We start from the raw sequence: 24,606 nt of genomic DNA on the forward strand, positions 1-24,606 counted from the left end.
ATTTTCTTATAGTACCAAATGCCTGTTCATACGACTATTGTGCAAACCCGATAAAAATGGACAGCAACATCGAAAGCCTGCTTGACAGATACCTGAAAAGGGAAACTTCCATGGAGGAGGATCAGCACATTGAAAAATGGCTGGAAGAAAACAGCATTGCTGATCCTGCATGGCAGCATCTGGATCGTCCTTATAAAGATAAATGGCTTTCTGATGTATTTGTGGACATCAAAGCATCTGTTCAAGAAAATGAGTCTAAAACATTGCCACGCAGATCCGAAAACTATCTCTGGCACAAAATTGCAGGTGTCGCCGCGGCATTGATCTTAGTCTTTAGTTTGTATATAACCTGGCCGGTGCTGAAAAGGCAGACCTTATCTCAAGATCTAACTTTGATATCCACTCCTGCCATACAAAAGAAACAAGTTACCCTGGCTGATGGCACTACGGTTTGGTTAAATGCTGGTTCTGAATTAAAATATCCCAAAGTTTTTAATGAAAAAACAAGAGTAGTCTATCTTTCAGGAGAAGCTTATTTTGATGTTAAACACGAGGCGTCCAGAGCCTTTGTAATCCATACCGGCAAAATACTAACTACAGTACTGGGAACAGCCTTTAATATCAAAGAAAATCAAACCCGGCACACCATTCAGGTTACTGTAACCCGGGGTAAAGTTAGCGTAGCCGATGATGGCAAACTTTTGAGCATCCTTACGCCCAATCAACAGGTAAGCATTGATCTGTTGACTGGCAATTTCACCAAAACAACTACCAATGCCAATGCCGTTATTGCATGGCAGAATGATGAAATGCAATTTGATGATATCACCCTGGCAGATGCGGCAATGCAGCTTGAGCAGCGCTTTCAGGTAAAGATTACCTTTGATCATGATCAATTAAAAAATTGCCGTTTTAGCGGCAGTACATTAAAGGGAGATTCGCTCGATAAGATCCTGGATGTAATTTCTGGCTTTAACAACGCGACCTGGAAAAAGCAGTCAGACGGGCACATCGTCATCTATGGAGCGGGATGCAATTAAAACTTTTAAACTATTTTAATGAATAACAACTAAGCATAGATCATGCTGGGAAAGCTTCAGAAGCATTGTCAGTAAAAGTAACCCGTAAACCGACGGCAATCGCTTTACGGGTATCCCGGAAAACCGGGGTTTTAAACAATTCGGAATCACTTAAAACATTTAAAATTATGAAAAATTCTGCAATACTGTGGAATGGTATAACCAATAAACAATTTATCATCTGGCTGATGCGTGTAAGTTTCATCATATTCCTATCCATCTTAACTTCATTTCAACTCATGGCCGTGGACGTAAACGGACAAAGCATGAGTGAGCAAAAGGTAGCCATAAGACTGGAAGACGAAACCCTTTTAACTGCGTTAAAAAGGATTGAGGCACAGACTACCTTTCGTTTTTATTATAGAAAGGCCGAAATAAGGGGAATATCCGGACTTCATTTAGAATTTAATACCCGGTCAGTTGAAAACACATTATATGAGCTGCTGAAGAATTCTGATTTTTCCTTTAAACAGATCGAGAACAATATTTTACTGAGAAGGAGTACCCTACAGGATGCATATACTATAAAAGGACGTGTATTGGGTTCGAACAGCAAACCTGTAGAATTTGCAACGATAAGCATTACGAAGGTCTCCAATCCGCAAATTAAGTTCAGTGCGCTGGCAGATACCGGCGGCAGGTTTAACCTAAAGGTTTATGAACGCGGAGACTATTTGCTCAAAATATCATCACTGGAAACAGATAGTCTCATACAAACCATCAATATAGGAGCCTCAAAGGAATTGCAGCTTCCGGATCTTGTGCTGAATAGGTCTGCCATACAATTGAAGAATGTTGCCATTAAGGGTACAAGGCCATTGATCAGCAGATCAATTGATAAACTAACCTTAAACATAGAAGGCAGTGCTTATGAGAATGGAGAGAATGCACTCCGGCTCTTTAGTGTTATTCCGGGGGTAAATTTCGATGGAAAAGACATCCGGTTTCGTGGCGATGAGGGTGTAACCGTGTATGTAGACAATAGAAGGATGCTCTTGCCAGGTGATCAGCTCCTGGGTTATCTAAGATCCATTCCGTCTGAATCCATAAAATCCTTCGAGCTCAAAATCGTTCCGGGGGCAGAAAATGACGCTCAAAATTCCGGCGTAATCGTTAACATTGTTTTAAAGTCAGAATTTAAATATGGGCTTTCTGGTAATGTCAAAGGTGGATTCTTTCATAGCAGTGAAAACAATGTGATCGGATCAACATTTTTAAACTACAGGGCCGGAAAGTTCAACATACAGGGCGGATTTAACTATAGGCGCTGGCCGGCGTTTTATGAAGATCACATCGAACAGGTGTTTCACGATACCGGAGTTGCCAGCAGCCAGGATGAGAAATATTTTGAGCTGTACAATTCTATTGCCTACAACGCCAGCGTGGATTACAAACTTGATCAGCGGCAAACCATTGGACTGAGCTACAATATGTTTAGCAATCCCGGAGATATCCGTAATAGCCTGACCACTGATGTTAAATATTTCTCTCCCAATAGCAATGCGGCAGACTCTTCCCTCTTTTCGGAAAGGACAACCCGGTTTTCATACAGCAACCATATGGCAAACGCCTTTTACAGAAACAAACTAGACACTATGGGCGGCAGACTGGATATTGGTTATAGCTTTATTTATTACGACCTAAATGACCCCTCTGCTTTAGAAACCCGTTTTTTAAATGACCTCGGACAGGAGTTTCATCCCCGGGACAACCAGTTTACCAAAACACGGGGAAGATCTACTATACATGTTTTCAATGCAGATCTGGAGAAACATCTGTCTCCCTCAACAGTGATCAATGCAGGAGGAAAGTTCACCGGATCAATTACTGACTATACCATGGACTACCGGAATGGCCTTACGGAGCAGTCTCCATTAGATCCACTACAATCGGATAGATTTAAATACAATGAGCATATCCTTGCTTTTTATGGTACGCTTGCACAAACCTACAAGCAATGGGGGTTCAAGATTGGCTTGAGGGCTGAGCAGACCAATTATGAAGGTATATCAGTAACAACCGGGCAGACCATAGGCCGCAACCAGTGGAACCTGTTTCCTTCAGCCTATCTGAACAGAAAACTGGGCGAAAACCATTCTTACACGCTTTCCTACAACAGAAGAATAGAGCGCCCTGGATTCAGGCAGCTGAACCCATTCATCAGCTATGCGAACATCAACACGGTAGAGTCAGGAAATCCAGACCTGGTACCCTATTTTAGCAATAACCTGCAATTTGAATATTTGCTGAAAAACCGATATTCATTTACCTTAGGATATCAGAATACGGAGAATGGTATTGCTGCAAATGTCACTAACCTGGGTGATGTCATCGTTTCAAAAAATGAGAATATCAGCGACAACAACAATGTTTTTACCTCCTTCTACATTCCGGTTAAGCTAACAAAATGGTGGGAGTTCAATACCAATACCACGCTGAGGTATCGTACACTCGATGTTCAGGGAAGCTTAGGTTTACACCGGGAGAAGTTTATATACAATATGTGGGCGGCCAATAAATTTACCTTACCGGGAAAATACTATATAGAAGTTTCAGGGAATTATATCAGCAGCAGCTTTCGCGATCTATATGACCAGTTCAATGAAAAATCCATCAACATACTGGTTAAAAAGAGTTTCTTTAAGGACCGGCTAAACCTGACTTCAGAAATATGGGATCCATTCCATTTGTATAAGCCCAGGTATGAGATCAATACGCCAGAGTTTAGCCGGAATGTATTGAGAAACAAAGTAGACTATGCCCGGTACATTGGGCTTTCTATCAACTACAACTTCTCGAGCGGAAAAAAACAAAGCAATACCGAAAATGTCGATGCTGCAGGTAATGAAGCCAGGCGCCGTTTGTAAATAAACTAATTTTTTCAAAATCTATTTCTTATCATAGATCATGAGTTCTTGCTGTTGCATCATGTAACTTTGATTAAATCATTTAAAACAAACACAGATGGAAATAGGAATAGATAGTTTTGCCTCGGCCATGTATGGCAGCAAGGCTTTGAGCAGTGTCGATGCCATGGAACAGTTACTGGACAGGATAGTTTTGGCTGATCAGGCTGGCCTGGACGTTTTCGGTATTGGCGAACACCACAAAAAAGAGTTTCTGGATTCTGCCCCGGCAGTTATCTTATCTGCTGCCGCTGCCCGTACCAAACGTATACGCCTTACAAGTGCCGTGACCGTATTAAGCACTTCCGATCCGGTGCGGGTATACCAGAATTTTGCAACGCTGGACCTCATCTCCAAAGGGAGGGCAGAACTGGTGGTTGGACGTGGTTCTGCTGTAGATGCCTATCCGCTGTTTGGGTTTGACCTGCAGGATTATGATGCATTGTTTAAAGAAAAGTTAAACCTGCTGCTACAGATCCGCGACCAGGAATTTGTAACCTGGTCTGGCAGATTCAGACCGGCATTGGCAAATCAGCCGGTTTATCCGAGAGCACTGCAAAGCAAATTGCCGGTTTGGCTTGGAGTAGGCGGTACACCAGAATCATTTGCACGTGCCGGAACATTAGGCCTGCCATTGATGGTGGCCATTATTGGCGGAGAGACTGAACGCTTTCGCCCGTTGGTGGATCTGTACCGTGAAGCGGGACATAAGGCCGGCTTTGCTCCTGAAGATCTGAAGGTTGGACTGCATTCGCCAGGTTATGTGGCTTCCAGTAATGAGCAGGCAATTGATCAATACTACCCGGGTTATGCAGAACTCTGGACCAAACTCGGCAGGGAACGCGGATGGCCGCCAGTAACAAAAGCACAGTTTGATCACATGGCAGGCCCTAAGGGTGTACTGGTAGTAGGTGGTCCGGAACAGGTAGCTGAGAAACTTTTGCGCCACAGCGAATCATTGGGAGGCATTGACCGGTTTACCTTTCAAATGGACAATGCAGGCCTGAACCATGCGCAGTTGTTACAATCAATAGAACTTATTGGAACCAAAGTAATTCCACTACTGAAATAATATTTTTTCCTATAATTTATGAGGCAGCTACCAACTTAACCAATCTTACATGTAATTCTTCGAGTTGAAAAGGCTTTTGCAGGTAATCATTCATTCCACTTTCCTTTACCCTGGCCCTTACCTCATCAGAAACCGAAGCTGTAAGTGCGATGATATAGGTAGCTGCTTTATCAGGATCTGCTAATTGCCTGATTCGTTTTGTAGCCTCTATCCCATCCATAATTGGCATTTGCATATCCATTAAAACGACATCATACAACTTCTTTGTGACCAGATCCAGGGCTTCTTTCCCATTCTCTGCAATGTCTGCAACAATTTCCCATCGCCTAAACAACTCTTTCATAAAATAGATGTTCATCATGTTGTCCTCTACCAGCAATAGGTTTAATGTGCTTAATGAAACCTCAACGGAGGATTCCGTTTTTATACCAGTCGATTCTTCAATAACAGCATGCTTTAAGGCTAAATCAAAATAGATAGTTGTTCCCTTCCCGGCTTGACTTTCAAGATTGATGCTGCTGCCAAACATTTCTACCAGCTGCTTTACAATAGATAACCCAAGTCCGGAGCCACCAAATTTACGGTTGGTGCTGGAGGAAGCCTGAACAAACGGCTCAAAAATCGTTCGTTGTTGCTTTTCACTAATTCCTATTCCCGTATCAGCCACCTGAAACCGGATCAAGTCCACCTCAGCGATTGTGCTGAGCAATTTAGCCGACACGATAATTCCGCCGGATTGCGTGAACTTAACGGCATTCCCAACCAGATTAAACAGGATCTGTGTCATGCGGGTGGCGTCGCCCAGATAGATCCGGGTTTGTATCTGTTGGTCTACTTCGACCTTGAAATCCAACGCCTTTCCCTTCGCCTGGGCTGCCGTACTGGTGGATACAGATTTAATCAGTGTAAAGCAGTTGAAGGATACCGATTCCAGTTCAAGTTTGCCCGCTGCCAGCTTATTGATATCAAGAATATCATTGATCAGCGAGAGCAGATTTTCTGCTGAGAACTTGAGTATATCCAGTTGTTCTTTTTGTTTTTCGTTCTCATTGTCTTCAATAAGCAAACTTGCTATACCGATGACTGAATTGAGTGGCGTCCGCAATTCATGCGCCATGGTCGACAGGAATGTACCCTTCGCATCGGCAGTCTCAGCAAGTGCATCATTAAGCACATCCTTTTCCTTTAAACTTCCAAACAGCACGTTGTGAAAGTACACATGTGACAGCAGGATCACCACAAAATTAATGGCAATGTAGCAGTCATTTAAGTTTTCAGGTAAGGGCTCCAGCCCAGTCCATCTAAATGCAATATAATGGCTTAAAATTGGGGCGGCACATGCTACCACGCTATAGAAAAGACCCCAGCGGGCATTCAACCCATAAAAAGCGGAAATGATAACCATAACAATAGCCTGCATAGCAATGGTATCCGTTCCAATATCGTCATTAAAAATGCGATAGTAAAGATGTAAAATAGTACCAAATACCGCCCAATGAATACCAAACTTTATATAGCGCGGAAATAACCGGAGTGCCCCCATCAGCAGCACTGAGGTGATGATAAGACGCAAAGCCCTTCCGCTACCATCCCCCTGATGGCGATCATAAGCATCGTACAGATAAAGAAACCCTTTGAATACATTGGCACCGAGCATCAAATAAAAGAGCTTGAGTTGAGCCTTTAAAATTGATGAGTTCGGCTCCCGAATAAGGAAAGACTTAATTTTCGTAAAAGTGTGTTTGGTCATCATAATATATTCGCGATCTGTCCCGATAGTAAAGTTACTTTTTTAATAATTGATGTTATGAAAATATGTCATGTTACAAACCTTGGATAACCCGTAATAAGATAGATGTCATTGATATAATCACACTATATTAGCAGAAACGTTTATGCATGACAAAAAAAACACCAGGCTATTGTGGCTGACAGGCATTGCATTAGTCGCAATCGAACAGCTGTTTACCATTAGCATCTCCACTTATACCTCTGACAGTACATCTGGCAAAGTGATTATGGTGGTTGCTGATCTTTTAGCCGCCGTCCTCTTATCGGCAGGCCTTGCTATAATATTGGCAGCATTGCTAGGTTTGATACCCAGTGCAGGTAAATCATATAAAGTGCGTTTTTTAAATATACTTCCAATCGGTTTGATTATTACAGAACTCGCCATACTGTTACTGGTTCACGTAATGTAGATTTAAATATAATGATTAATTCAATGTAGTTGAATACGGTTTTTTCACCTCAGCCCTGAGTGTATCATTTTGTGGCGTAAGCAGGTAGTCGTTTTCCGCCTTGACCACTGTTGTTAAAAAAACAAGGAGCAAATTAACGGGACTAGAACAGGTAATTTCATATTCAAATTTAAAAAATTTATGGAGTAGTGCCTAACTTTTTGTAAACGTTCAATAATTCAGTTAATTTTCCCCATGCATTGACCCACCAGCAATAAGCTCCAGATTTCCTCTGAGCTTTTGCGGACTCATAAACTTTTTATACCTATTTTTTGAATACCAGGCTTTAATTTGATAGTACGGTGATGCCAGATAAATTCACCATTAAGATTGTTGGGCAAGGTAATTACGCCGGTTAAAAAGCCACCCTGATTCTCCAGGCGCATTTTTATTTCGCCTAATGGATGCGGCATGGCAGCTTCTACCCAGGTAAGGCTACCTAACTCAGGTGCTATTCGTACTTGTTTAAAGCCGGGTTTCAACGGGGTTATGCCGCAAACTGTTGCCAGCAGATCGTAGTTGGGACTGGCGCTCCAGCCATGGCAGTCTGAACGGGTAGGTTCAGGCCGCTCCGCAAAAGTAGAAAGCCCTAGATCCAGCATTTGATTCCACGGTTTCAGCAACCGGAGATATTCCTTACCCAATCCCGCCTTTTTAAAGGCTTGGATCATATAAAAGCGATAGTAAATAGTGCATTGAATGATATCCGGATCGCCTTCAATTTTTAACAGCAAAGCCTTTCTATCCTTTAGGGGAATGGCACCGGCTAAAACCGCCATAGCGTTGGTATGCTGACTAAATGTCCCTTTGTCTGGCGAATCGGCCATCATTTCTCTTTTGCGATCCCAACAGGCTTTATAAGTTGCTTCTACAAGCTTTTTAGCGCGTGTTTCGTAAACTTTAGCTTGTTGAAGCAAGCCGAAGCTCCGATAAAGTTCTTCCGCATAATTTAACGCATAAACATATTGCAGTGTCAGTACAGCAGAGTTGCCTGTTAATGCACTTTCCGGAACGCCACTCACATTTTCATTACCTTTCCAGGGCCATTCTTTGGGCCAGTCAACAAAGTTCCAAAACGGCATTTTTGAGAGCATTCCCTGTTCACTTATATATTGCTCATGCCAGTTAAGTATCTCTGCGACACCGGGAAGCAGATTCTCAACAAACTGTTCATCACTACCAAGCATCCTGTAATCATGAAGCATGGCTATCCAGAAAAGAGAAAAAGGTGGAATAATCTGCTTCATTCCAGAGGGGTAACGGCTTTGGGTTAACCCCTCAGCAATGCGCGACTGATCAAACTGAGTGATCGCATTTTTCATTAAACGGTCGTCACCGGATACATAGAGTGATATAAGTGCCTGTATCCGGGTATCGCCTATATATTGTAGCTGCTCATAATAAGGGCAGTCCATATAAGTATCATAAGCGCAAAGCCTACTGGTACGCCAGCCGACATTCCATATTTTTTCGAGCGAGATATCGCTGGAATTAAAGCTGGCATTTTCTGCAAAGGGGTAAGCCGTAAAGCTGCTTGAAAAGCTGTTTATAGTCAGCGGAAACTGATGATTCTCTATCTTGACTTCCACATACCGGAAAGTACGATAATACAGCGGCCTGAAAAGCCGCATTGCACCACCATCTAAAATAAACACATCCTGGTTGCCTTTAACGGTCTTCCCATCAATCTCATTCCGGTTGGCTTTTTGACCGTCACTATTGGCGTACAAAGCTTCGGTGTAGGTCAGTGTTATTTTGCAATCGCGGCCACCGCTCACTAACAACTCCGGATAGGCATTGGTAAGCGCACCCTGATCTAAAAGCAGCGTAACATTGCTGTGCGGAATTACTTCCAGCGGTTTTGTTCCTTTTATAAATTCATCGCCAGCTAAGATCCCCTCCGCCCTGCGCACACTTTTAAAACGTTGCGGCACTTCTTCAACCATAGCAATATTTCTCTCCAGCAGTTGCCTGCCTTGTTGTTTTTCATGGTTAAACGCAATAGCTTTTTCTGTTTCAATTGCATTTTTCCAATAACGGTCATCATAACCGCTCAGTTCCCAACCCCATGGAAATCGCTGTGCGTAGATTTGCTCAAATGGCCCTGTGATGTGCAATCCAATGGCAATTGGTGCATAAGCAAAATTCTCCGTTACTCGCCATGAGGTATCAGAATTGGCTATAGATGCAGTCCCAACGCCATCTATCAGAAGTCCGGTTTGCAGAGAAAGCTGTGCCCAGGCAGCATTTTCACCTTGGTTCCATACGGTTGCTGCTATTATATTTTCTCCAGTTTTAAGATAAGGCGCCAGATCAATGGTTTCATATCGCCAGTGACTGACGTCAGAACGTTGAGGGCCGCTGGCAACAGCCGTACCGTTTACATATAACTGGTAACGGTTGTCAGCTGAAATATGAATGATAAAATCAGCCGGTCTGGTAGCCAAATGCAGTGTTTTACGAAAGTGATAAATACCATAATTGGTAAGCTGCACATCGGGTGGTCCAATCCACCCTGCTTTAAATTGTGGTTTGTCCGTGTTTGGACCTGGTTTTATATTTTGAGCACAAACACAAGTACTGCTAATCAAAAACAGCGTTAATAAAGTACCGGCATATTTAGCAAAAACTCTCATTACTTATCTACCTTTAGGATTTAAAGTTTTTATCAAAAATCAATTTTTAAGTTTTACCGCAGGTACTGATATATTCCGGTCCCCTGGTAATCTCTCGTCATTAAAAGCAAATTACCGTTAAATCCGAGCGGGTAATTTGCCTTATTTATCATTTCTTTTGACCTATTTATCATTACCAACTTATTGGCGTATTTTAATTAAAGATTTAGTATTTTAGATTTTCGGGATCATAGCTGCCATCAGCCTGATACCCAAACCAAATATAACCTGTCAAATGAATATTCATCAACCTGTAGGCACATTTGTCAAACAGTACTTGTTATTGTTAATAGCTCTGTGTCCGCTTTTAAGCGCCGCCTCCGGACCCTTTTTGAAATTTACTACCATATCCAGGGATAACGGACTTTCCAACAGCACCATCAATTGCATAGTACAAGATAGTAAAGGTTTCATGTGGTTCGGTACCAATGACGGACTAAATAAATATGATGGCTACCAAATGATGGTGTATAAATATAACGCACAAAATAAATCCAGCATCAGTGACAACTATATCAGGCACATTTATGAGGACAGGCAAAAAAACCTGTGGGTCGGAACCTCAAATGGGTTAAATTTATTCGATCGCGAGAAAGGGATCTTTATTACCTATAAACATCAGGTAAATAAGCCTGGTTCATTATCAGACAACAGCATCAGCAGTATTCATGAAGACCATTACGGCAATCTCTGGATAGGCACTTATCATGGCGGACTGAATATTTTTAACCGGCAAACCAAAAAGTTTACGGTATTCAAAAGAAACACTGGCAATCAATCGCTCAACTATGTAAATTATATATTTGAAGACCGTGACCATAATTTGTGGGTTGCTGCCGGCTCGGGCTTAAACAGATTTAATTACAAGACCAATAAGTTCAGTGAGGAACTGCTGATCCCAAATTTCAGGGCCAATATCAGGGTGATGCAACAAGCCCCTAACGGAGATTTCTGGATAGGAACCGAAAACTCGGGCATATATGTAGTTAGTACCAAGACCAAAATGATCAGACATCTTGATCATATCGAAAAAGATGCATCCAGCATTGGCAGCAATTCCATTAACGATCTGATATTTGACCATAAAGGTAACCTATGGGTTGGCTGCGTAAACGGTGGCTTAAACTTACTAACTCCCGGCAGCAGCGGCTTTCATCATTATGCCGAAGATCCTGTAAATAAACCTGGCGCATTGCAACAAAAAACCGTATCGGCACTTTTTGAAGACAATCAAGGTAATTTGTGGATTGGCACCCACCGTGGAGGAGTCAAATTATACGCACCAAAATCGCAAAACTTTGAGTTTTTTCAACATGAGGACAGCAAAAACAGTTTAAGCTACAACGATGTTAAAGCATTTTACGAAGATCCCAAAGGTAATATATGGATAGGTACAGATGGCGGCGGACTGAATAAGTATAACCGCAGCGATAATTCCTTCAAGCATTACCGCTATAACGCCTTCGACAAAAGCTCTATCAGCTGCGATGCTGTACTGGATATAATAGATGATAACCGGGGGAATTTATTAATAGCCACCTGGGGAGGCGGTTTAAATGTTTTTAATGAAAAAACCGGAACATTTAAAAGACTGCTGAACAATCCCAATGATAACTCAAGCATCAGCTCAAACCACGTTTATAAAGTATTGAAAGACAGAAAAGGGAATTTCTGGATAGGCACTTATAATGGTGGATTAAACCGCTATAACCCAGATAACCATACATTCTCCAAAATAACCAGGGACCCGCAAAATATAACCAGCTTTTTAGGCTACGATATTGTGTCGTTAAACGAGGATAAAAAAGGAAATATATGGATTGGCACTGATGATGCCGGCCTGAACTGCTTTGATGTAACAACCAATTCATTCAGACATTATTTTTTGAGTAAGGAGAAAAACCCCATCGTAGAAGTGATCTATACGGACAGCAAAGGCCGCGTATGGGCTGGTCAATCAGGCCTTTATCTGTATAATGAAGAGAATGACAAGTTCGATCTATACCCAAAAAACAGCATACTGGCTTCAGAATTTATTAAGGGCATTGTTGAGGATGAAAGCGGATCGCTATGGATCTCAACGCTGAACGGTTTATTTAAGTTTAACCCCGATAAGGGCACCTACAAAAAATACAATAAGGCAGATGGCCTGCAAAGCGAAGAGTTTTCTGCGAATGCTTTTTTGAAAAGCAGGGATGGTAAACTATTTTTTGGTGGAATCCGGGGGTTCAATTCCTTTTATCCGCAAAACATCCTCATCAATAATTTTATCCCGAAGGTATACTTAACCGAGTTTCAAATCTTTAATAAAAAGATTACACCACTCGATCGTAATTCGCCTTTAAAAAGCGATATCAATACAGCGAAGGAAATTATTTTAAAACACGATCAGTCCACTTTTGCATTATCATTTGCAGCGCTTAACTATACGGCCACCAGTAATAACTTATATGCCTATAAGCTGGAAGGGTTTGACAAACAATGGATCAGCATTGGTCATGACCGAAAAGCTTTTTACACAAACATAGATCCCGGCACTTATATTTTTAAAGTAAAAGGATCAAATAATGACGGGATATGGAACAACCACGAAACCACCATCACCATTATAATCAGGCCGCCGTACTGGCAAACGCTGTGGTTCCGCATTTTAACAGGCCTTATCTTGATAACGGTTGCTTATTATGCCCTAAGTTTTAAACGCAAGCTTGAACTTGATAAACTCGAAAAATTAAAAAAAGAGGAACTGCACCAAATACAGCTCCAGTTTTTCACCAACATATCGCATGATCTGCGCACTCCGCTCACATTGATTATGGGCAGGCTGGAAAGGCTGATCAAGGAGGATGCAGGCGCAACCGCCGGGAGGCATTTTGCATCACTTTTTAAAAACGCCAACAGGCTCATGAACCTGATCAATGAGTTGATGGATTTCAAAAAAGTGGAATCGTCTGCCTTGTCATTAAAGGTAGCCAGGGGGAATATAGATGTATTCATTGACGAGATCACGGATGAATTTGTGGTGTTGGCGCACGAAAAGCAACTTAGCCTCTCCTTTAAGAAAAACTTAACCATAACCGATACGTGGTTTGATCGGCAGATACTTGAAAAAATAGCTTTAAACCTGATCCATAATGCGATTAAGTACACGTCTGCCGGCGGTAAGGTGACTGTCGAAATAGCCGATTTCCAAAACATGACGGTTAGCAGCTATAAAAATGAGCTGCTTATAAAAAACGAGCATCAATCTAAACAATATCTCGCCATTAAAGTAACAGATACCGGGATAGGCATCGATAAAGACTCGCTGAAACATTTATTTGAGCGTTATTACAGGATTACAGAGTCGCACTTGGGATCTGGCATTGGGCTCGCCTTTGTTAAAAGCCTTGTGGCCCTCCATAAAGGCGAAATTTATGTGTACAGTGAAAAAAATAAAGGCACAGAAGTAATTATTAAAATACCTTGTTTAAGAGATGATTATAATGAATCTGAAATATGGAATGAAACTTTAATCAGGAGTGCTGTAAGGCTGGAAAGCGTTATACCCGTTCTGCAATATACTGCAGAGCCGAGCAGTACGGCCGTAGATGATCTAATGGAAGAGGTAAATACCCATACAATTAAAAAACATATTTTAATAGTGGATGATAATCCGGAAATAATTGAATTGCTTAAAGACAGCCTAAGCAACAATTATCAAATTTCGGCAGCGGCAGATGGTGCCAACGGCATTACAAAGGCCAAAGCGGAATATCCAGACCTGATTATTAGCGACATTATGATGCCGGGAATGAATGGTATTGACTTTTGCAGGCTGATTAAGGAAGATCTTGAAACGAGTCACATTCCGTTTTTATTGTTAACAGCCAGGGATAACATCGATTCAAAGATTGAGGGGGTCGAGTCGGGCGCCGACTATTATTTTTCCAAACCGATCAATTTTAAACTGCTGTGTTTAACGATTAAAAACATTTTTGAGCAGCGCCATAAGCTCAAAAACCATTACGCTAAAGATCATCAGATTGAGGTGAGGGAGTTGGTGCATTCTGCCCGCGATAAAGAATTTATTGATAAGCTGCTGCTGCACATCACCGAAAATATGTCCGACCCTTATCTCGATGCAGATTTCCTCTCCGCACAAATGTGCATGAGTAAAACCAAACTGTACAATAAAATTAAAAGCATTACCGGCCAATCTATCGGTGAATTTATCCGTACCATGAGACTGCAAAAAGCAAAGGAGATCATGATCCATGAGGATATTTTTATTACTGATGTAATGTACCGGGTAGGGATGCAAACACAATCCTACTTTACAAGGGCATTTAAAAAAGAATTCGGCAAAACACCGACTCAGTTTATTCAGAAATAAAAGCAGCTACGCCTGCTTCCTGAAACAAAAAAGGCCGCTCCCTCAAAGGGAGCAGCCAATTATAGAGCAGTAATTAATTCCAATCGTTACTGATATCCTTTGCAACGTTCGGGTTCGCATTTTTCTCCGATATCGGGATCGGCAGCAACACATTTTTATCCTGAAAAGGCTGCGTACCATCTTCTATTGATCGCTGGGCATTTATGATTTCTTTGGCAACCCCCCAGCGGATCAGGTCAAAATAGCGGGCTTGCTCACCGGTGAGCTCCAACTGCCTTTCGCGCATTAAAATACCAAATGCATTGGTCTGATTACCCAGCGTAAGATAGGTTGGTGCCCCTACCCTGGCCCTTACCTGGTTAATTAAACCTAAAGGCTCAGCACCGGTATTACCCTGTTGAATGTAAGCCTCGGCCAATAACAGCAACACATCTGCATAACGGATCACCTGACCGTTGATGCCGCTTTGCGGACCTCCATAAACAGCGATCAGATTATAGTATCCATACTTTAAATAATGATAGCCTTTAGCCGCAAATGGGTATGCAATTGGCCCGCCGGCACACTGCTGGCAATATTGCGTTTGCCCGCCGCTTGCCGCATCCCCATAAAAAGTATAGGCTGCGCGCGGATCAACATATGGGGCGTTGGTTTGAGGATGAGCGTAGGTAAATGCCTTTACCGCTGTAGTGGTGATAAACACGTTGCTCCAGTCGTTAAAACCATACTCCTGCGCACGGTCTGAGTGGGTTGCCTTACCATTAATTTCCTGGCCTCCAAACACATAATACTGGCTGCCAATTCCCCAGTCTGTCCAGGTTTGGTTCATGATCTGGAAAATACTTTCCTTATTGTTTTGATTGGCAGCAGTAAAAAGATCGCTGTAATTGGGTGATAAGATGTAAGCATACGGTGCTTGTGTCAGTTTGTTTAGTTCGGTAACCGCCAGCGCATATTTCTTTTGGTAGAGATAAGCTTTTCCTAAAAGCGCTGTAGCAGCTCCCTTAGTAACGCGGCCCAGATCAGTATTAGCAAATGTTACTGGCAAATCGGCCTGTGCTTCCTGCAGATCTTTTTCTACAAAAGCCCATATTTCGGCCACACCGGACCGCGGCTGCTCCAGGGTGTTGGTAGTTTCCTGATAACTGACACGCAAAGGTACCCGCCCATATAAACTGACCAGGTTAAAATAAGCATAGGCACGCAAAAATTTTGCTTCTGCGATGTACTGTTTTTGATGTGCCAGTTCTGCAGTTGTTACAGCTTTCCAAACGCCGGCTCTGTCAATCACCACATTGGCACGAAAAACCATCCGGTATAATGAGGCCCACATGACATCTAAAGTCGGCTGGTTATTACCGAAATTATACTGTGCAAGATTCAGCAGATCACCAGTTAACGGCTGGTCATTCTTAGCTTCGTAGCCTAAAAGGTCAAAAATAAAGTACCACTCCCGTGCCCATAAACCATTGTGCAATAAGGTGGCGTAAGTGGCTATGGTTGCCTGGTTCAATACCGCATCGCTTGCGAAATAAGTATCGTAGGTATAGGCATTTTTGTTTTGTACATCCAGGTTCTTTTTGCAGCTGCCCGCAGTAATTAACAGCACTACGCCAAGCATATATTTGATATATTTTTTCATCATTCTAATCGTTAATTTTTAAAATCCTAATTGTATTCCCGCTATAAAGGTTCTTGGCTGTGGAACCTGACCGTTATCTATCCCCCTGCCAAAAATAAAGTCGCTGCCGCTAACCTCTGGGTCATAACCCTTGTAGCCGGTAATGGTAAACAGGTTTTGCGAGGCGGCAAACACTCTTAGCCCGCTCAGTACCTGTCCGGAAATTGAGCGCAAAGCATTTTTAGAAAAAGTATAGCCCAGGGTTAAGTTACGTACACGCAGGTAAGCGCCGTTCTCGACAAAAAAATCCGAGGGGCGTAAATTACCAGACGAGGTAACACTTTGTCCGGCTCTCGGCAAAGCAGCAACATCACCCGATTTTCGCCAGCGGTCTAAAATGGCGGTGGTCGCATTATGGCCGGTTGAGGCGTTCTCCGTGAAAAATTTAAGCGCGTTACCCAGTTGAATACCTGTTACGCCGGATATTACGAGGTTAATATCAAAGCTTTTATAGTTACCACTCATGTTAAATCCATAAATGAATTTGGGGATTGCGCTGCCAAGTACCTGTTGATCTATGGCATCTACCACACCATCTCCGGTTAGGTCCCTAAATAAAAAGTCTCCTGGTTTTACGCCTGCCTGGTATACCGCAGAGGTATTCCCGGTTTTTTGGCGGGCAGTGGCGTTAAGGGCATCAATCTCGGCCTGCGTACTTGCCACATGATCAACGCGGTAACCATAAAATGCTCCGATTGGAGAGCCCTTTTGTGTAAGGGTAAGGCCATTCAAGCTGTTAAAAACACCACTGATGATCGGTGATTGTGACAGGTTGCCCAACGAGAGCGTTTTGTTTTTGTTCAATGCGCCGTTCGCACTGATGGTGTAGCTGAAATTATGTTCGGTATTACTTTTATAGGAAACCTGCAATTCAAATCCTTTATTTTCTGCATCAGCAGCATTTGAGGTTACCACACTTTGTATACCATTTATACCTCCAATCCCAACGCTGGTAGGCACAGGTACATTAACGATCAGACCGCGGCTTTTACGTATATAATAGCCTGAACTAACCGTCAGCTGGTTGTTTAGAAAACCCAGATCAAGACCGATATCGGTCTGATCCGTCTGCTCCCAGTGCAGGTCCGGGTTGGATATGGTAGCTACCGTAGTACCGCCTGCAAATGCTTCGTTTGTACCAAAAGAGTAAACCAGGTTTCCGTTAGGATAACCGCTATAGGTAAATACGTCGGTTACACCTAAATTAAACTTATTGTTACCGGTACGTCCCCAGCCGGCACGAAGCCTGCTGTCTGAAAGGAACGGCAGTGCCGATTTAATAAAGCTTTCCTCGGTAAATCTCCATGCAAACCCTACGCCCGGAAAGTTACCGTATCTGTTATTGATACCAAAGTTTGATGAACCATCGCGGCGAACACTGCCCGAAAGGATATACCGGTCATTAAACGTATAAATTAAACGGCCGTACCAGGATTGTGCACTGCCAAATTGTGTACCGTAGCCGGAGCCATTACCCGTTGTGGTAACAGTTGGCGCAACGCTGATGTCCTTAATGTTATCATTCGTCAGGCCTGTTCCTAAAACGGTAAGCGCTTTATTATAACCCGCATCAATATAACTGGTACCTAATGTGGCCGATAAGTTATGCTTACCAAAGGTTTTGTTATAGGAGAAATAGTTTTCGAAAGTATAGGTAAATGACGAACCAAATGAGCGGCCAACCTGACGTCCATACGCCAGGTTGTTTGAGGCCACATAGGGATATTGGTACGAATCGGAATGACTGGTATTATAAGTTCCTGAAAGCTGTGATCTGAATGTCAGGCCGCTGATTAATTTCACCTCTCCAAAAACCTGCGGGTATAAAGTTAAACTATTGCTTTTGCTGGATTTAACACCCAGGTCTTGTAACGGGTTGCCTACATTGCTGTTATCATTAACATTGGTTACAATTGAATAGCCACCAAGTACCGCTGGATCCAGTATTGGCTGATACGGTGCGTAAGTAATACCGCCTACAAGGCTGGCTCCTTGTCCCGATCCCCGGTTATATCTCAGATTCAGGGTTTGGCCAAAATGAAAGCGCCCCAATGTTTCATCAAGCGAGATGCGCGTGAACAGGCGGTCATTGCGGCTGCTTTTTATGAGCGCATCCTGCGTGATATAGCTCATAGATAAATTATACAATACCTTTTCACCGCCACCGCTTACGTTCAGATCACTCTCTGTAGAATAGGCTGTTTTAAATACCTCCTTTTGGTAATCAGCACGATCAACCAATACATCTTCTGTATTTAACTTAGCTGGAACAGCAATATTGGTGGTAGCTGCAATATCCTTAAGCAGGTCAACATAGTCTCTTGCTTTTAAAATATCCAGCAGTCGCCACGCTTTGGAAATACCGGCCTGCGTATTAAAGGTTACCCGCGTTGCACCGGCTCTTGCTTTTTTTGTAGTGACAATAACTACACCATTCGCAGCTGCCACACCATATATAGCAGTTGACGATGCATCCTTTAAAACGGTGATCGTTTCAATATCCTGCGGACTTATCGTCGAAAATACATTACCATCGCCTTGTATCCCGTCAATAACATAAAGTGGGTCAACACTTGTAAAAGAGCCGGTTCCACGGATAATAATTTGCGAATTCACGACCTGAACACCTGGCATTTTACCAACAAGCAACTGTGCCGGACTCAGCGCCGTATTAGCACCGGCCTCTTTAGCGGATACCGTATTAACTGCCCCAACCAGGTCTTTTCTGCGGGCGGTACCGTAACCAATAACCACCACCTCATCCAACACCTTATTATCAGGCTGCAGGATGACATTTATTTCACGTTGGTTACCCACAACAACTTCCTTGGGGATGTAACCTATCATGGTAAAAACTAAAGTTGCATTGGCATTTATATCGATAGAAAACAACCCGGCGTTTGATGCCACAACACCATTTTGCGTTCCTTTTTCAGTAACAGTGACACCCGGTATGGGTTGGTTGTTATCTCCAGATCGTATCTTCCCCTTAACGTTTAAGGATTGTGCAAACAGTGGCCCGCAAATAAGGGCCAACATGATCGGCATCACATAATATCTGATTCGTTTTAATAAATTTTTTTGATTAGTAATTTTTGCGCTCATACTTTATTGATTTGGTTATTGATAAATTCATGTTTTTGGAATAAGCAAATCAAGCACTTATCAAGCTGGTTTATTTGTCCTATTTATCATTTCTTTTTACCTATTTATCACAACAAAATATTTAATCACAGTTAGCAATGATGCGCATGTCCATCTATAAAAAAAGAAATAGTATCCATTATAAGATTTCCTAAAAATCAAAATCCCCCAATGCTTGCCGCATTGGGGGATCCAGGTCTGAGAAGATTTTTTATTTTAATTTAGCTTTTTACCTTCATTGATCACAGCCTGATTAACCGCCCTGATTCTCTCCACATCCATTTTCTCAAAAGCACGATCGTAAGTCAGCAGACCATTAACTTCATGTTCTACATCTGTCGTTTGTGTATAGACAGCAACACTTAGCCCTTTATATTTCATAAGCTGTTCAACCTGATCTAACAAGAGTATATAGCGGTCTGTAAGTGCAGCTTTAGTAGGCTCATAGGCATAGGCATTATTTTCTACAGGCCACATATGTCCCCTTACAAACAAACCTACGCCTCCAAATTCGCCCAGTGATGCTGCTCGCTTACCATCAGGCACTGAAGCATCCCTGGGGCCAATGTAAATATGGGTATCTACAAAATCTCCATTCCCAGGATCTCCAGCTGCTTTCTGATAACCGGGGTTGTTGTTAAAGCCAGAATTACCATTAACAAGCCTCGAGGGATCATATTTTTTTACCCAGTCTGTAATCTCTTTCACATCAAATGCGCCCCAGTTCTCATTAAATGGAACCCAGGTAATGATTGATGGAGAATTGTAATGGTCGTCCATTATGGCTTTTAATTCTTTACGAAATACCGTACGGGTTCTGGCGGTATCTTCATGCTGGTACCATATGGCAGGCATATCCTGCCAAACCAGTAAACCAAGTTTATCGGCCCAGTAGTAGAATCGCTTGGGTTCAGTTTTCATGTGTTTTCTAATCAAATTGAATCCGGCCTTTTTGGTAAATTCAACATCATATTTCAGCGCCTCTTCAGTTGGTGCCGTCAAAATTCCATCTGGCCAGTATCCCTGGTCCAGCAAGCCTACCTGCATAACGAATTTATCATTTAACAAAGGTCTTACTACACCGTTCAACTTACCGGGTTTCACATCCCGCATTCCAAAATAACTGGTTACCTCGTCTGTGATCTCACCGCTGGCGGTTCTTAAAGTCAACTTGAGATCGTATAAAAAGGGCTCATCAGGAGACCAAAGCTTTGGATCTTTTATTGGAATGTAAAATGCAGTACCAGCTTCAGCTTTATGCTCAGAAACGACCTTTTTTCCATCAAGCACTACGGCTAAAACCTGTGCGGCTTCTGCATTCACCAGTACTTTCAGACGGCTGTTGGCTAAATCAGGCAGTAAGCGAATGTTCCTGATGTAATTTTTATTAACCGGTTCAAGCCAAACCGTTTGCCAAATGCCTGATGAAAACGTATAATCGCCCCTGGGGCCATTCTTACCTGACGGCGTTCGGCCATCATTTGGATCATGAGCAGCAACGATCAGTGTATTGCTTCCCTTTTTTAAAAAAGAGGTAATATTCAAACTGAAAGCATCATAGCCGCCCGCGTGTGATCCGGCTTTCTTTCCGTTAACAAAGATAGTTGCATCGTGGTCTACAGCATCGAAATGAATGATGACTTCCTTACCTGCCCAGGATTCAGGAATTTCAAGGCTCCTTCGATACCACATATTAATCTCCTGGTTTTTTTCAATTCCAGAAAGCACAGATTCGGGGCAATATGGAACAAGAATTTGATCAGTTTTGCTATCGAAAGCTATAGGCTTTGAAGGATTTAAAGCGTTCATAACCTCTTTACCACCAATATAGTCCCATTTCCCATTTAAGCACAACCAATCCTTACGCTCAAGCTGGGGCCTGGGGTATTCCGGAAAAGGAATTTTTGCTTCCATAGCAATCTTAGTCCACTTTGTCGGTAACTTAGCAACTTGTCCTACGGCCGTTTCGGCAGAGGCAAAAACTAACAATAGGAGGTAGTTTAAAAAAAGGATTTTAATATTTTTCTTCATTAAGAACATTAGTTTAGTTGATGGAATATAGGAACTGGAATGTTAATTTATTTAATTAAAGATAGTTATATTACCTGAACAATCCTGATTGTTGCTATTTTGATTCAGAATGGATCACAAAGGCTTTTAATTGCGCAATTGCACATCATTTTCCATAAATACATTTATAGCAACCCTACTGTTATTTTTGAAAAATTGCCGGGTACTTCCTTATAAAATAAACAGGAGTACAACTCCAGGCATGACAATAGCTATTAATTGGAAAGAAGTTATATGGAGAAAGCTTTTCATTATCCGGATCATAGGCCTCCCAAAACGTATCAGCACCTTTCTTCACCATCCCTCCCCAATAATCTTCCATAACTGACTTTGCTTCCTTATTAAGACCGCATTTGATAAGCGCAGTAATATAATAATGCATTAAGTATGGAGTGCCTGGTTTTACAGCATCTTTTTTGATGGCTATAGCTTTTAAAGCGCTTTGTGCTTCTGCTTTACTTGCCACCCCACTAATGATCATCCAACATTGCGACGCAAATGAAACCTGCTTAGCGGAACCGCTTAAAAATAAGCCACTTTCCTTATTGTACAAAGTTCTCGCAGCTTTAGTCATCCTGGTTTCCAGCTCTTTTAAATAGGCAACTTCATTTTCCTTACCCAGCAATTTAGCCAATGCGAGCGTTTCCTGAATTGAAAAAATCATAATGCCTTGTACCGATGCTTGTTTTTCCAATCCTTCCCTCCAGTCAACAAATAGCCACCAACCATCTCTTTCAGCACGCTGTGTGTTTAATAATCCATTTGCGTCCAAATGTTTACTGATATTTTCAACCTGCCTCTTAGCAACCGGCCAGAGATCAAGGCCAGTTTCCTTGTCATTGGTAGCGATAACGTATTCCTTCAGTGCTGCATTATATAGAAGTGAATATTCAAACAAGAAACCTCCCTCTTGTGTATGTGGTTCCGGAGCTTCGAACACGCAAGGATATAAAAATCCACTCGGTTTACTTACACCAGCAAGTAAATACAGGCATCTCTTTGTAAGGTCATGATTTTTAAAAGAATACGCATTTGCTAAAGCTTCCAGATATAGGTCTCCGGTCCATAACCTGCGATCACGTTTTGGCCCGTCTTCATAAACTGTCTGCATGCACTCCTTTAATGTCGACAGTCCCACTTTATCGATAGCAACTATCATCGGTGATGCTGATGAACTTAGCGAATCTGGTCTGTTAACTACTGATGTAACTGACTTAAATTGTATATCTGAGATCTTGAAATCAAAATTACTGGGACTAGCGAGCAACTCAATTTTGAGATATCTAAAAGACATGCGACGAGATAATGCGACCTTGGCAGGCAGTTCAGTAAGTGTTACAATCTCATCTTGTAACCAGGCGCGGCTTAAAGTACCGGGATATGGATCAAATGGAGTCGCTAATTCTGCAGGGACCTCTCCAAATATCAGCTTAAGTCTTAAAGGTCCATGTAATGCATTTTGACTGGCTTTTATGCTGAACGTAAAATATCCGGTAAGATGCTCACCAAAATCAATTACTGTCGATGATTGTGATTTAAAGGATTTTTCATAAAAATCAGAAATAGCACCAACCTTTTCCGCTTTCCAACCTTGAAAAGAGTTTTGATCTTCAATGAGTTTAACTACCGCTTTTGGTTTCTTTATTTCCGCTGATAATTGAGGCTTACTTTTTTCTGCCTTAAGCAACCACCGTTCACGAAGTTCAACTCCATAATAATCCTGGGCAGATGCAATAGATGAAATCAGCGAAAAAAATACAATTAGGGTTTTGATCATGAGAGATTCTTTTATGTTCTTAGCAGTTGCTGCCTGGATTAAGAATTATATGACGAAAGCTTTTAATTGCGCCATTTTGCCATCCTCAAACCGCCAGACGTCGCAATACGAATAATCAGTTGTTTTTCCATCCCTATCCTTCATACTGATCCTGCCTACTGCCGTAACAAAATCATTCTCAGCAATCAAATGCTCAACCATGAACTTTGGCAGCTCCAGGTAGGCAATTGCCATATACTGGCGAACGGCTTCCTTTCCTTTTAAGATTTTGTCGCCTACAAATTCCCATTCCGTATTTTCAGTGCAGAAAGAAAGAAATCCCTCATAGTCGCCTTTAGTAATCAAGGCATTTGCCTTTTCTAATATAGTTTTATTTTGTTCAGCCATATTCTATTTTTCTACAGCAAGCTCTATATCTTCCTTAATAAATATCCACTCTTTATCTAGTAAACAGATTGGATCGAAATCCTGATCCGCACTTTGGAAGTTTACAAAGTTTTCCAGGATAAGTTTTGAATCATGTGTCCATTCAAAACGTTGTCGATGTAAGTCAATCATAGTCTTGACATCATATCGCGGCAAAAGTTCATGCAAATCCCAAAAATCTTTTTTCCGTCCGCCACGTTGAATAACATCAATTTTCATAGCTATAATTTCTTCAACAGTAGCCACTCGTATTCCATCACACTCGGTTGCATCCTGAAAAAATGGATCCATCGAATAATAAACATCCAGCTTAATTGCCTGATCGGAATCTTTACCAATCAAATATGATTTTCCCATGCCCGGATTACCGCCAAAATCACCTGCAACATAATTAAAACTGTTATTTAAATAATTATCAATTGCGTCAAAATCTATTGATCTATAAGCTGCATCCGTGAACAGATCAATATCAATTGAAATTCTATGTCCCAAATGCAGACTTAAGGCAGTGCCTCCAACCAGTCTGAATTCACTAAACTCCTTAGCTTGCATCAATTTAAATAATGCATTTTGTAATTCATCACTAACTGTATTCCAATGGAGCATATGGGCATTATTTATTTTGAGTGAATATAGCTAAGTTACCATCAACAGATGAACTGCCAACAACCTCTTTTACTTTGTCTTTACCATAAAAATCCAGTATAGCTTGCTTTTCCCTGGAATCTCCCCGTTCAAATATTCTTTTAATAATCGACTTATATTGTCTCTCCCAATCAAGTTTACTTACATCTGTATCCCAAAAAAGAGCTTTCCGAAAAATACTCAAATCTGGACGCCGCTTAATTTGCGCCTTAAATTGTTCTACTCTTATAGCATGATACGCCTGAAGAAGATACATCGTTCCCTCTTCTATACCAAGTGCCCGGTCTATTTTTAAAGATACTTCAGGAGTGAGGTTGCGTTTACCCTTTGTAATATCATTAATTGTTTGCGGGTACTCCGGTAAAGAAAGCGCGAAAGGACGTTTCTTAAGCTTTCTTTTTTTAAGCTCACGTTCCAGGATCAAACCGGGATGGATACCCTTATATTTTTCCAATGACATTTCCATATACAAATATAAACAAAATTGTTTACAAGTTGTTTGAATTACGGAACTCA

At 41.8% G+C, this 24,606-nt stretch carries 14 protein-coding genes; 5 read left to right on the top strand and 9 right to left on the bottom strand.

Annotated elements, in window-relative coordinates; translation table 11 throughout:
- Positions 1-56: 56 nt before the first annotated feature.
- From ATK78_RS15450 to ATK78_RS15460, 3 genes are all read left to right on the top strand, one after another.
- A complete protein-coding gene (locus ATK78_RS15450) occupies positions 57-1,040 on the top strand; it encodes a FecR family protein (protein ID WP_133577009.1) in 984 nt (327 codons plus the stop codon).
- 167 nt (positions 1,041-1,207) lie between these two features.
- The gene (locus tag ATK78_RS15455; protein WP_133577010.1) at positions 1,208-3,946 is read left to right on the top strand and encodes an outer membrane beta-barrel family protein; all 2,739 of its coding nucleotides are present in this window, start codon (positions 1,208-1,210) and stop codon (positions 3,944-3,946) included.
- A 97-nt stretch (positions 3,947-4,043) separates the two neighbouring features.
- Positions 4,044-5,057, top strand: a complete 1,014-nt coding sequence (locus ATK78_RS15460) for an LLM class flavin-dependent oxidoreductase (protein ID WP_133577011.1) — start codon at positions 4,044-4,046, stop codon at positions 5,055-5,057.
- A 16-nt stretch (positions 5,058-5,073) separates the two neighbouring features.
- On the opposite strand, the gene ATK78_RS15465 is transcribed toward ATK78_RS15460, so the two are convergent.
- Positions 5,074-6,810, bottom strand: a complete 1,737-nt coding sequence (locus tag ATK78_RS15465) for an ATP-binding protein (RefSeq protein ID WP_133577012.1) — start codon at positions 6,808-6,810, stop codon at positions 5,074-5,076.
- A 142-nt stretch (positions 6,811-6,952) separates the two neighbouring features.
- Between ATK78_RS15465 and ATK78_RS15470 the strand changes: the two genes are divergently transcribed.
- On the top strand, positions 6,953-7,258 hold the full coding sequence (locus ATK78_RS15470; protein ID WP_133577013.1) for a hypothetical protein: 306 nt from the start codon (positions 6,953-6,955) through the stop codon (positions 7,256-7,258).
- 287 nt (positions 7,259-7,545) lie between these two features.
- Here the strand turns inward: ATK78_RS15470 and ATK78_RS15475 are convergent, their stop codons facing one another.
- On the bottom strand, positions 7,546-9,933 hold the full coding sequence (locus ATK78_RS15475) for a family 78 glycoside hydrolase catalytic domain (protein ID WP_133577014.1): 2,388 nt from the start codon (positions 9,931-9,933) through the stop codon (positions 7,546-7,548).
- Between the two features lie 274 nt (positions 9,934-10,207).
- On the opposite strand from ATK78_RS15475, the gene ATK78_RS15480 reads away from it, so the two are divergent.
- Positions 10,208-14,347, top strand: a complete 4,140-nt coding sequence (locus ATK78_RS15480) for a hybrid sensor histidine kinase/response regulator transcription factor (protein ID WP_133577015.1) — start codon at positions 10,208-10,210, stop codon at positions 14,345-14,347.
- Positions 14,348-14,420: 73 nt separating this feature from the next.
- Here ATK78_RS15480 and ATK78_RS15485 read toward each other — a convergent pair whose 3' ends face one another.
- The 7 genes from ATK78_RS15485 to ATK78_RS15515 all read right to left on the bottom strand — a co-directional run bounded on the left by ATK78_RS15485 (position 14,421) and on the right by ATK78_RS15515 (position 24,556).
- Entirely contained in the window at positions 14,421-15,992 is a 1,572-nt protein-coding gene (locus ATK78_RS15485; RefSeq protein WP_208112381.1) for a RagB/SusD family nutrient uptake outer membrane protein, read from the bottom strand.
- A 15-nt stretch (positions 15,993-16,007) separates the two neighbouring features.
- Complete coding sequence (locus ATK78_RS15490) at positions 16,008-19,133, bottom strand: SusC/RagA family TonB-linked outer membrane protein (protein WP_133577016.1); 3,126 nt, start codon at positions 19,131-19,133, stop codon at positions 16,008-16,010.
- A 255-nt stretch (positions 19,134-19,388) separates the two neighbouring features.
- Positions 19,389-21,203, bottom strand: coding sequence for a glycoside hydrolase family 2 protein (locus ATK78_RS15495; protein WP_133577017.1), 1,815 nt, complete (start codon positions 21,201-21,203; stop codon positions 19,389-19,391).
- Positions 21,204-21,384: 181 nt separating this feature from the next.
- Complete coding sequence (locus ATK78_RS15500) at positions 21,385-23,019, bottom strand: alpha-L-rhamnosidase-related protein (RefSeq protein WP_133577018.1); 1,635 nt, start codon at positions 23,017-23,019, stop codon at positions 21,385-21,387.
- Positions 23,020-23,064: 45 nt separating this feature from the next.
- Positions 23,065-23,406 (bottom strand): nuclear transport factor 2 family protein, encoded by a 342-nt coding sequence (locus tag ATK78_RS15505; RefSeq protein ID WP_133577019.1) that lies wholly within the window; start codon positions 23,404-23,406, stop codon positions 23,065-23,067.
- A gap of 3 nt (positions 23,407-23,409) precedes the next feature.
- Entirely contained in the window at positions 23,410-24,051 is a 642-nt protein-coding gene (locus tag ATK78_RS15510; RefSeq protein ID WP_133577020.1) for a nucleotidyl transferase AbiEii/AbiGii toxin family protein, read from the bottom strand.
- Positions 24,052-24,058: 7 nt separating this feature from the next.
- The gene (locus ATK78_RS15515) at positions 24,059-24,556 is read right to left on the bottom strand and encodes a helix-turn-helix transcriptional regulator (RefSeq protein ID WP_133577021.1); all 498 of its coding nucleotides are present in this window, start codon (positions 24,554-24,556) and stop codon (positions 24,059-24,061) included.
- Positions 24,557-24,606: the final 50 nt, after the last annotated feature.

It is taken from the genome of Pedobacter metabolipauper (assembly GCF_004362715.1).
In the GTDB taxonomy this organism is placed as follows: Bacteria; Bacteroidota; Bacteroidia; order Sphingobacteriales; family Sphingobacteriaceae; genus Pedobacter; species Pedobacter metabolipauper.

Coding starts and splice junctions, on each gene's coding strand:
- ATK78_RS15450 (WP_133577009.1), top strand. CDS start 57: ATGGACAGCAACATCGAAAGCCTGCTTGACAGATACCTGAAAAGGGAA.
- ATK78_RS15455 (WP_133577010.1), top strand. CDS start 1,208: ATGAAAAATTCTGCAATACTGTGGAATGGTATAACCAATAAACAATTT.
- ATK78_RS15460 (WP_133577011.1), top strand. CDS start 4,044: ATGGAAATAGGAATAGATAGTTTTGCCTCGGCCATGTATGGCAGCAAG.
- ATK78_RS15465 (WP_133577012.1), bottom strand. CDS start 6,810: ATGATGACCAAACACACTTTTACGAAAATTAAGTCTTTCCTTATTCGG.
- ATK78_RS15470 (WP_133577013.1), top strand. CDS start 6,953: ATGCATGACAAAAAAAACACCAGGCTATTGTGGCTGACAGGCATTGCA.
- ATK78_RS15475 (WP_133577014.1), bottom strand. CDS start 9,933: ATGAGAGTTTTTGCTAAATATGCCGGTACTTTATTAACGCTGTTTTTG.
- ATK78_RS15480 (WP_133577015.1), top strand. CDS start 10,208: ATGAATATTCATCAACCTGTAGGCACATTTGTCAAACAGTACTTGTTA.
- ATK78_RS15485 (WP_208112381.1), bottom strand. CDS start 15,992: ATGATGAAAAAATATATCAAATATATGCTTGGCGTAGTGCTGTTAATT.
- ATK78_RS15490 (WP_133577016.1), bottom strand. CDS start 19,133: ATGAGCGCAAAAATTACTAATCAAAAAAATTTATTAAAACGAATCAGA.
- ATK78_RS15495 (WP_133577017.1), bottom strand. CDS start 21,203: ATGAAGAAAAATATTAAAATCCTTTTTTTAAACTACCTCCTATTGTTA.
- ATK78_RS15500 (WP_133577018.1), bottom strand. CDS start 23,019: ATGATCAAAACCCTAATTGTATTTTTTTCGCTGATTTCATCTATTGCA.
- ATK78_RS15505 (WP_133577019.1), bottom strand. CDS start 23,406: ATGGCTGAACAAAATAAAACTATATTAGAAAAGGCAAATGCCTTGATT.
- ATK78_RS15510 (WP_133577020.1), bottom strand. CDS start 24,051: ATGCTCCATTGGAATACAGTTAGTGATGAATTACAAAATGCATTATTT.
- ATK78_RS15515 (WP_133577021.1), bottom strand. CDS start 24,556: ATGGAAATGTCATTGGAAAAATATAAGGGTATCCATCCCGGTTTGATC.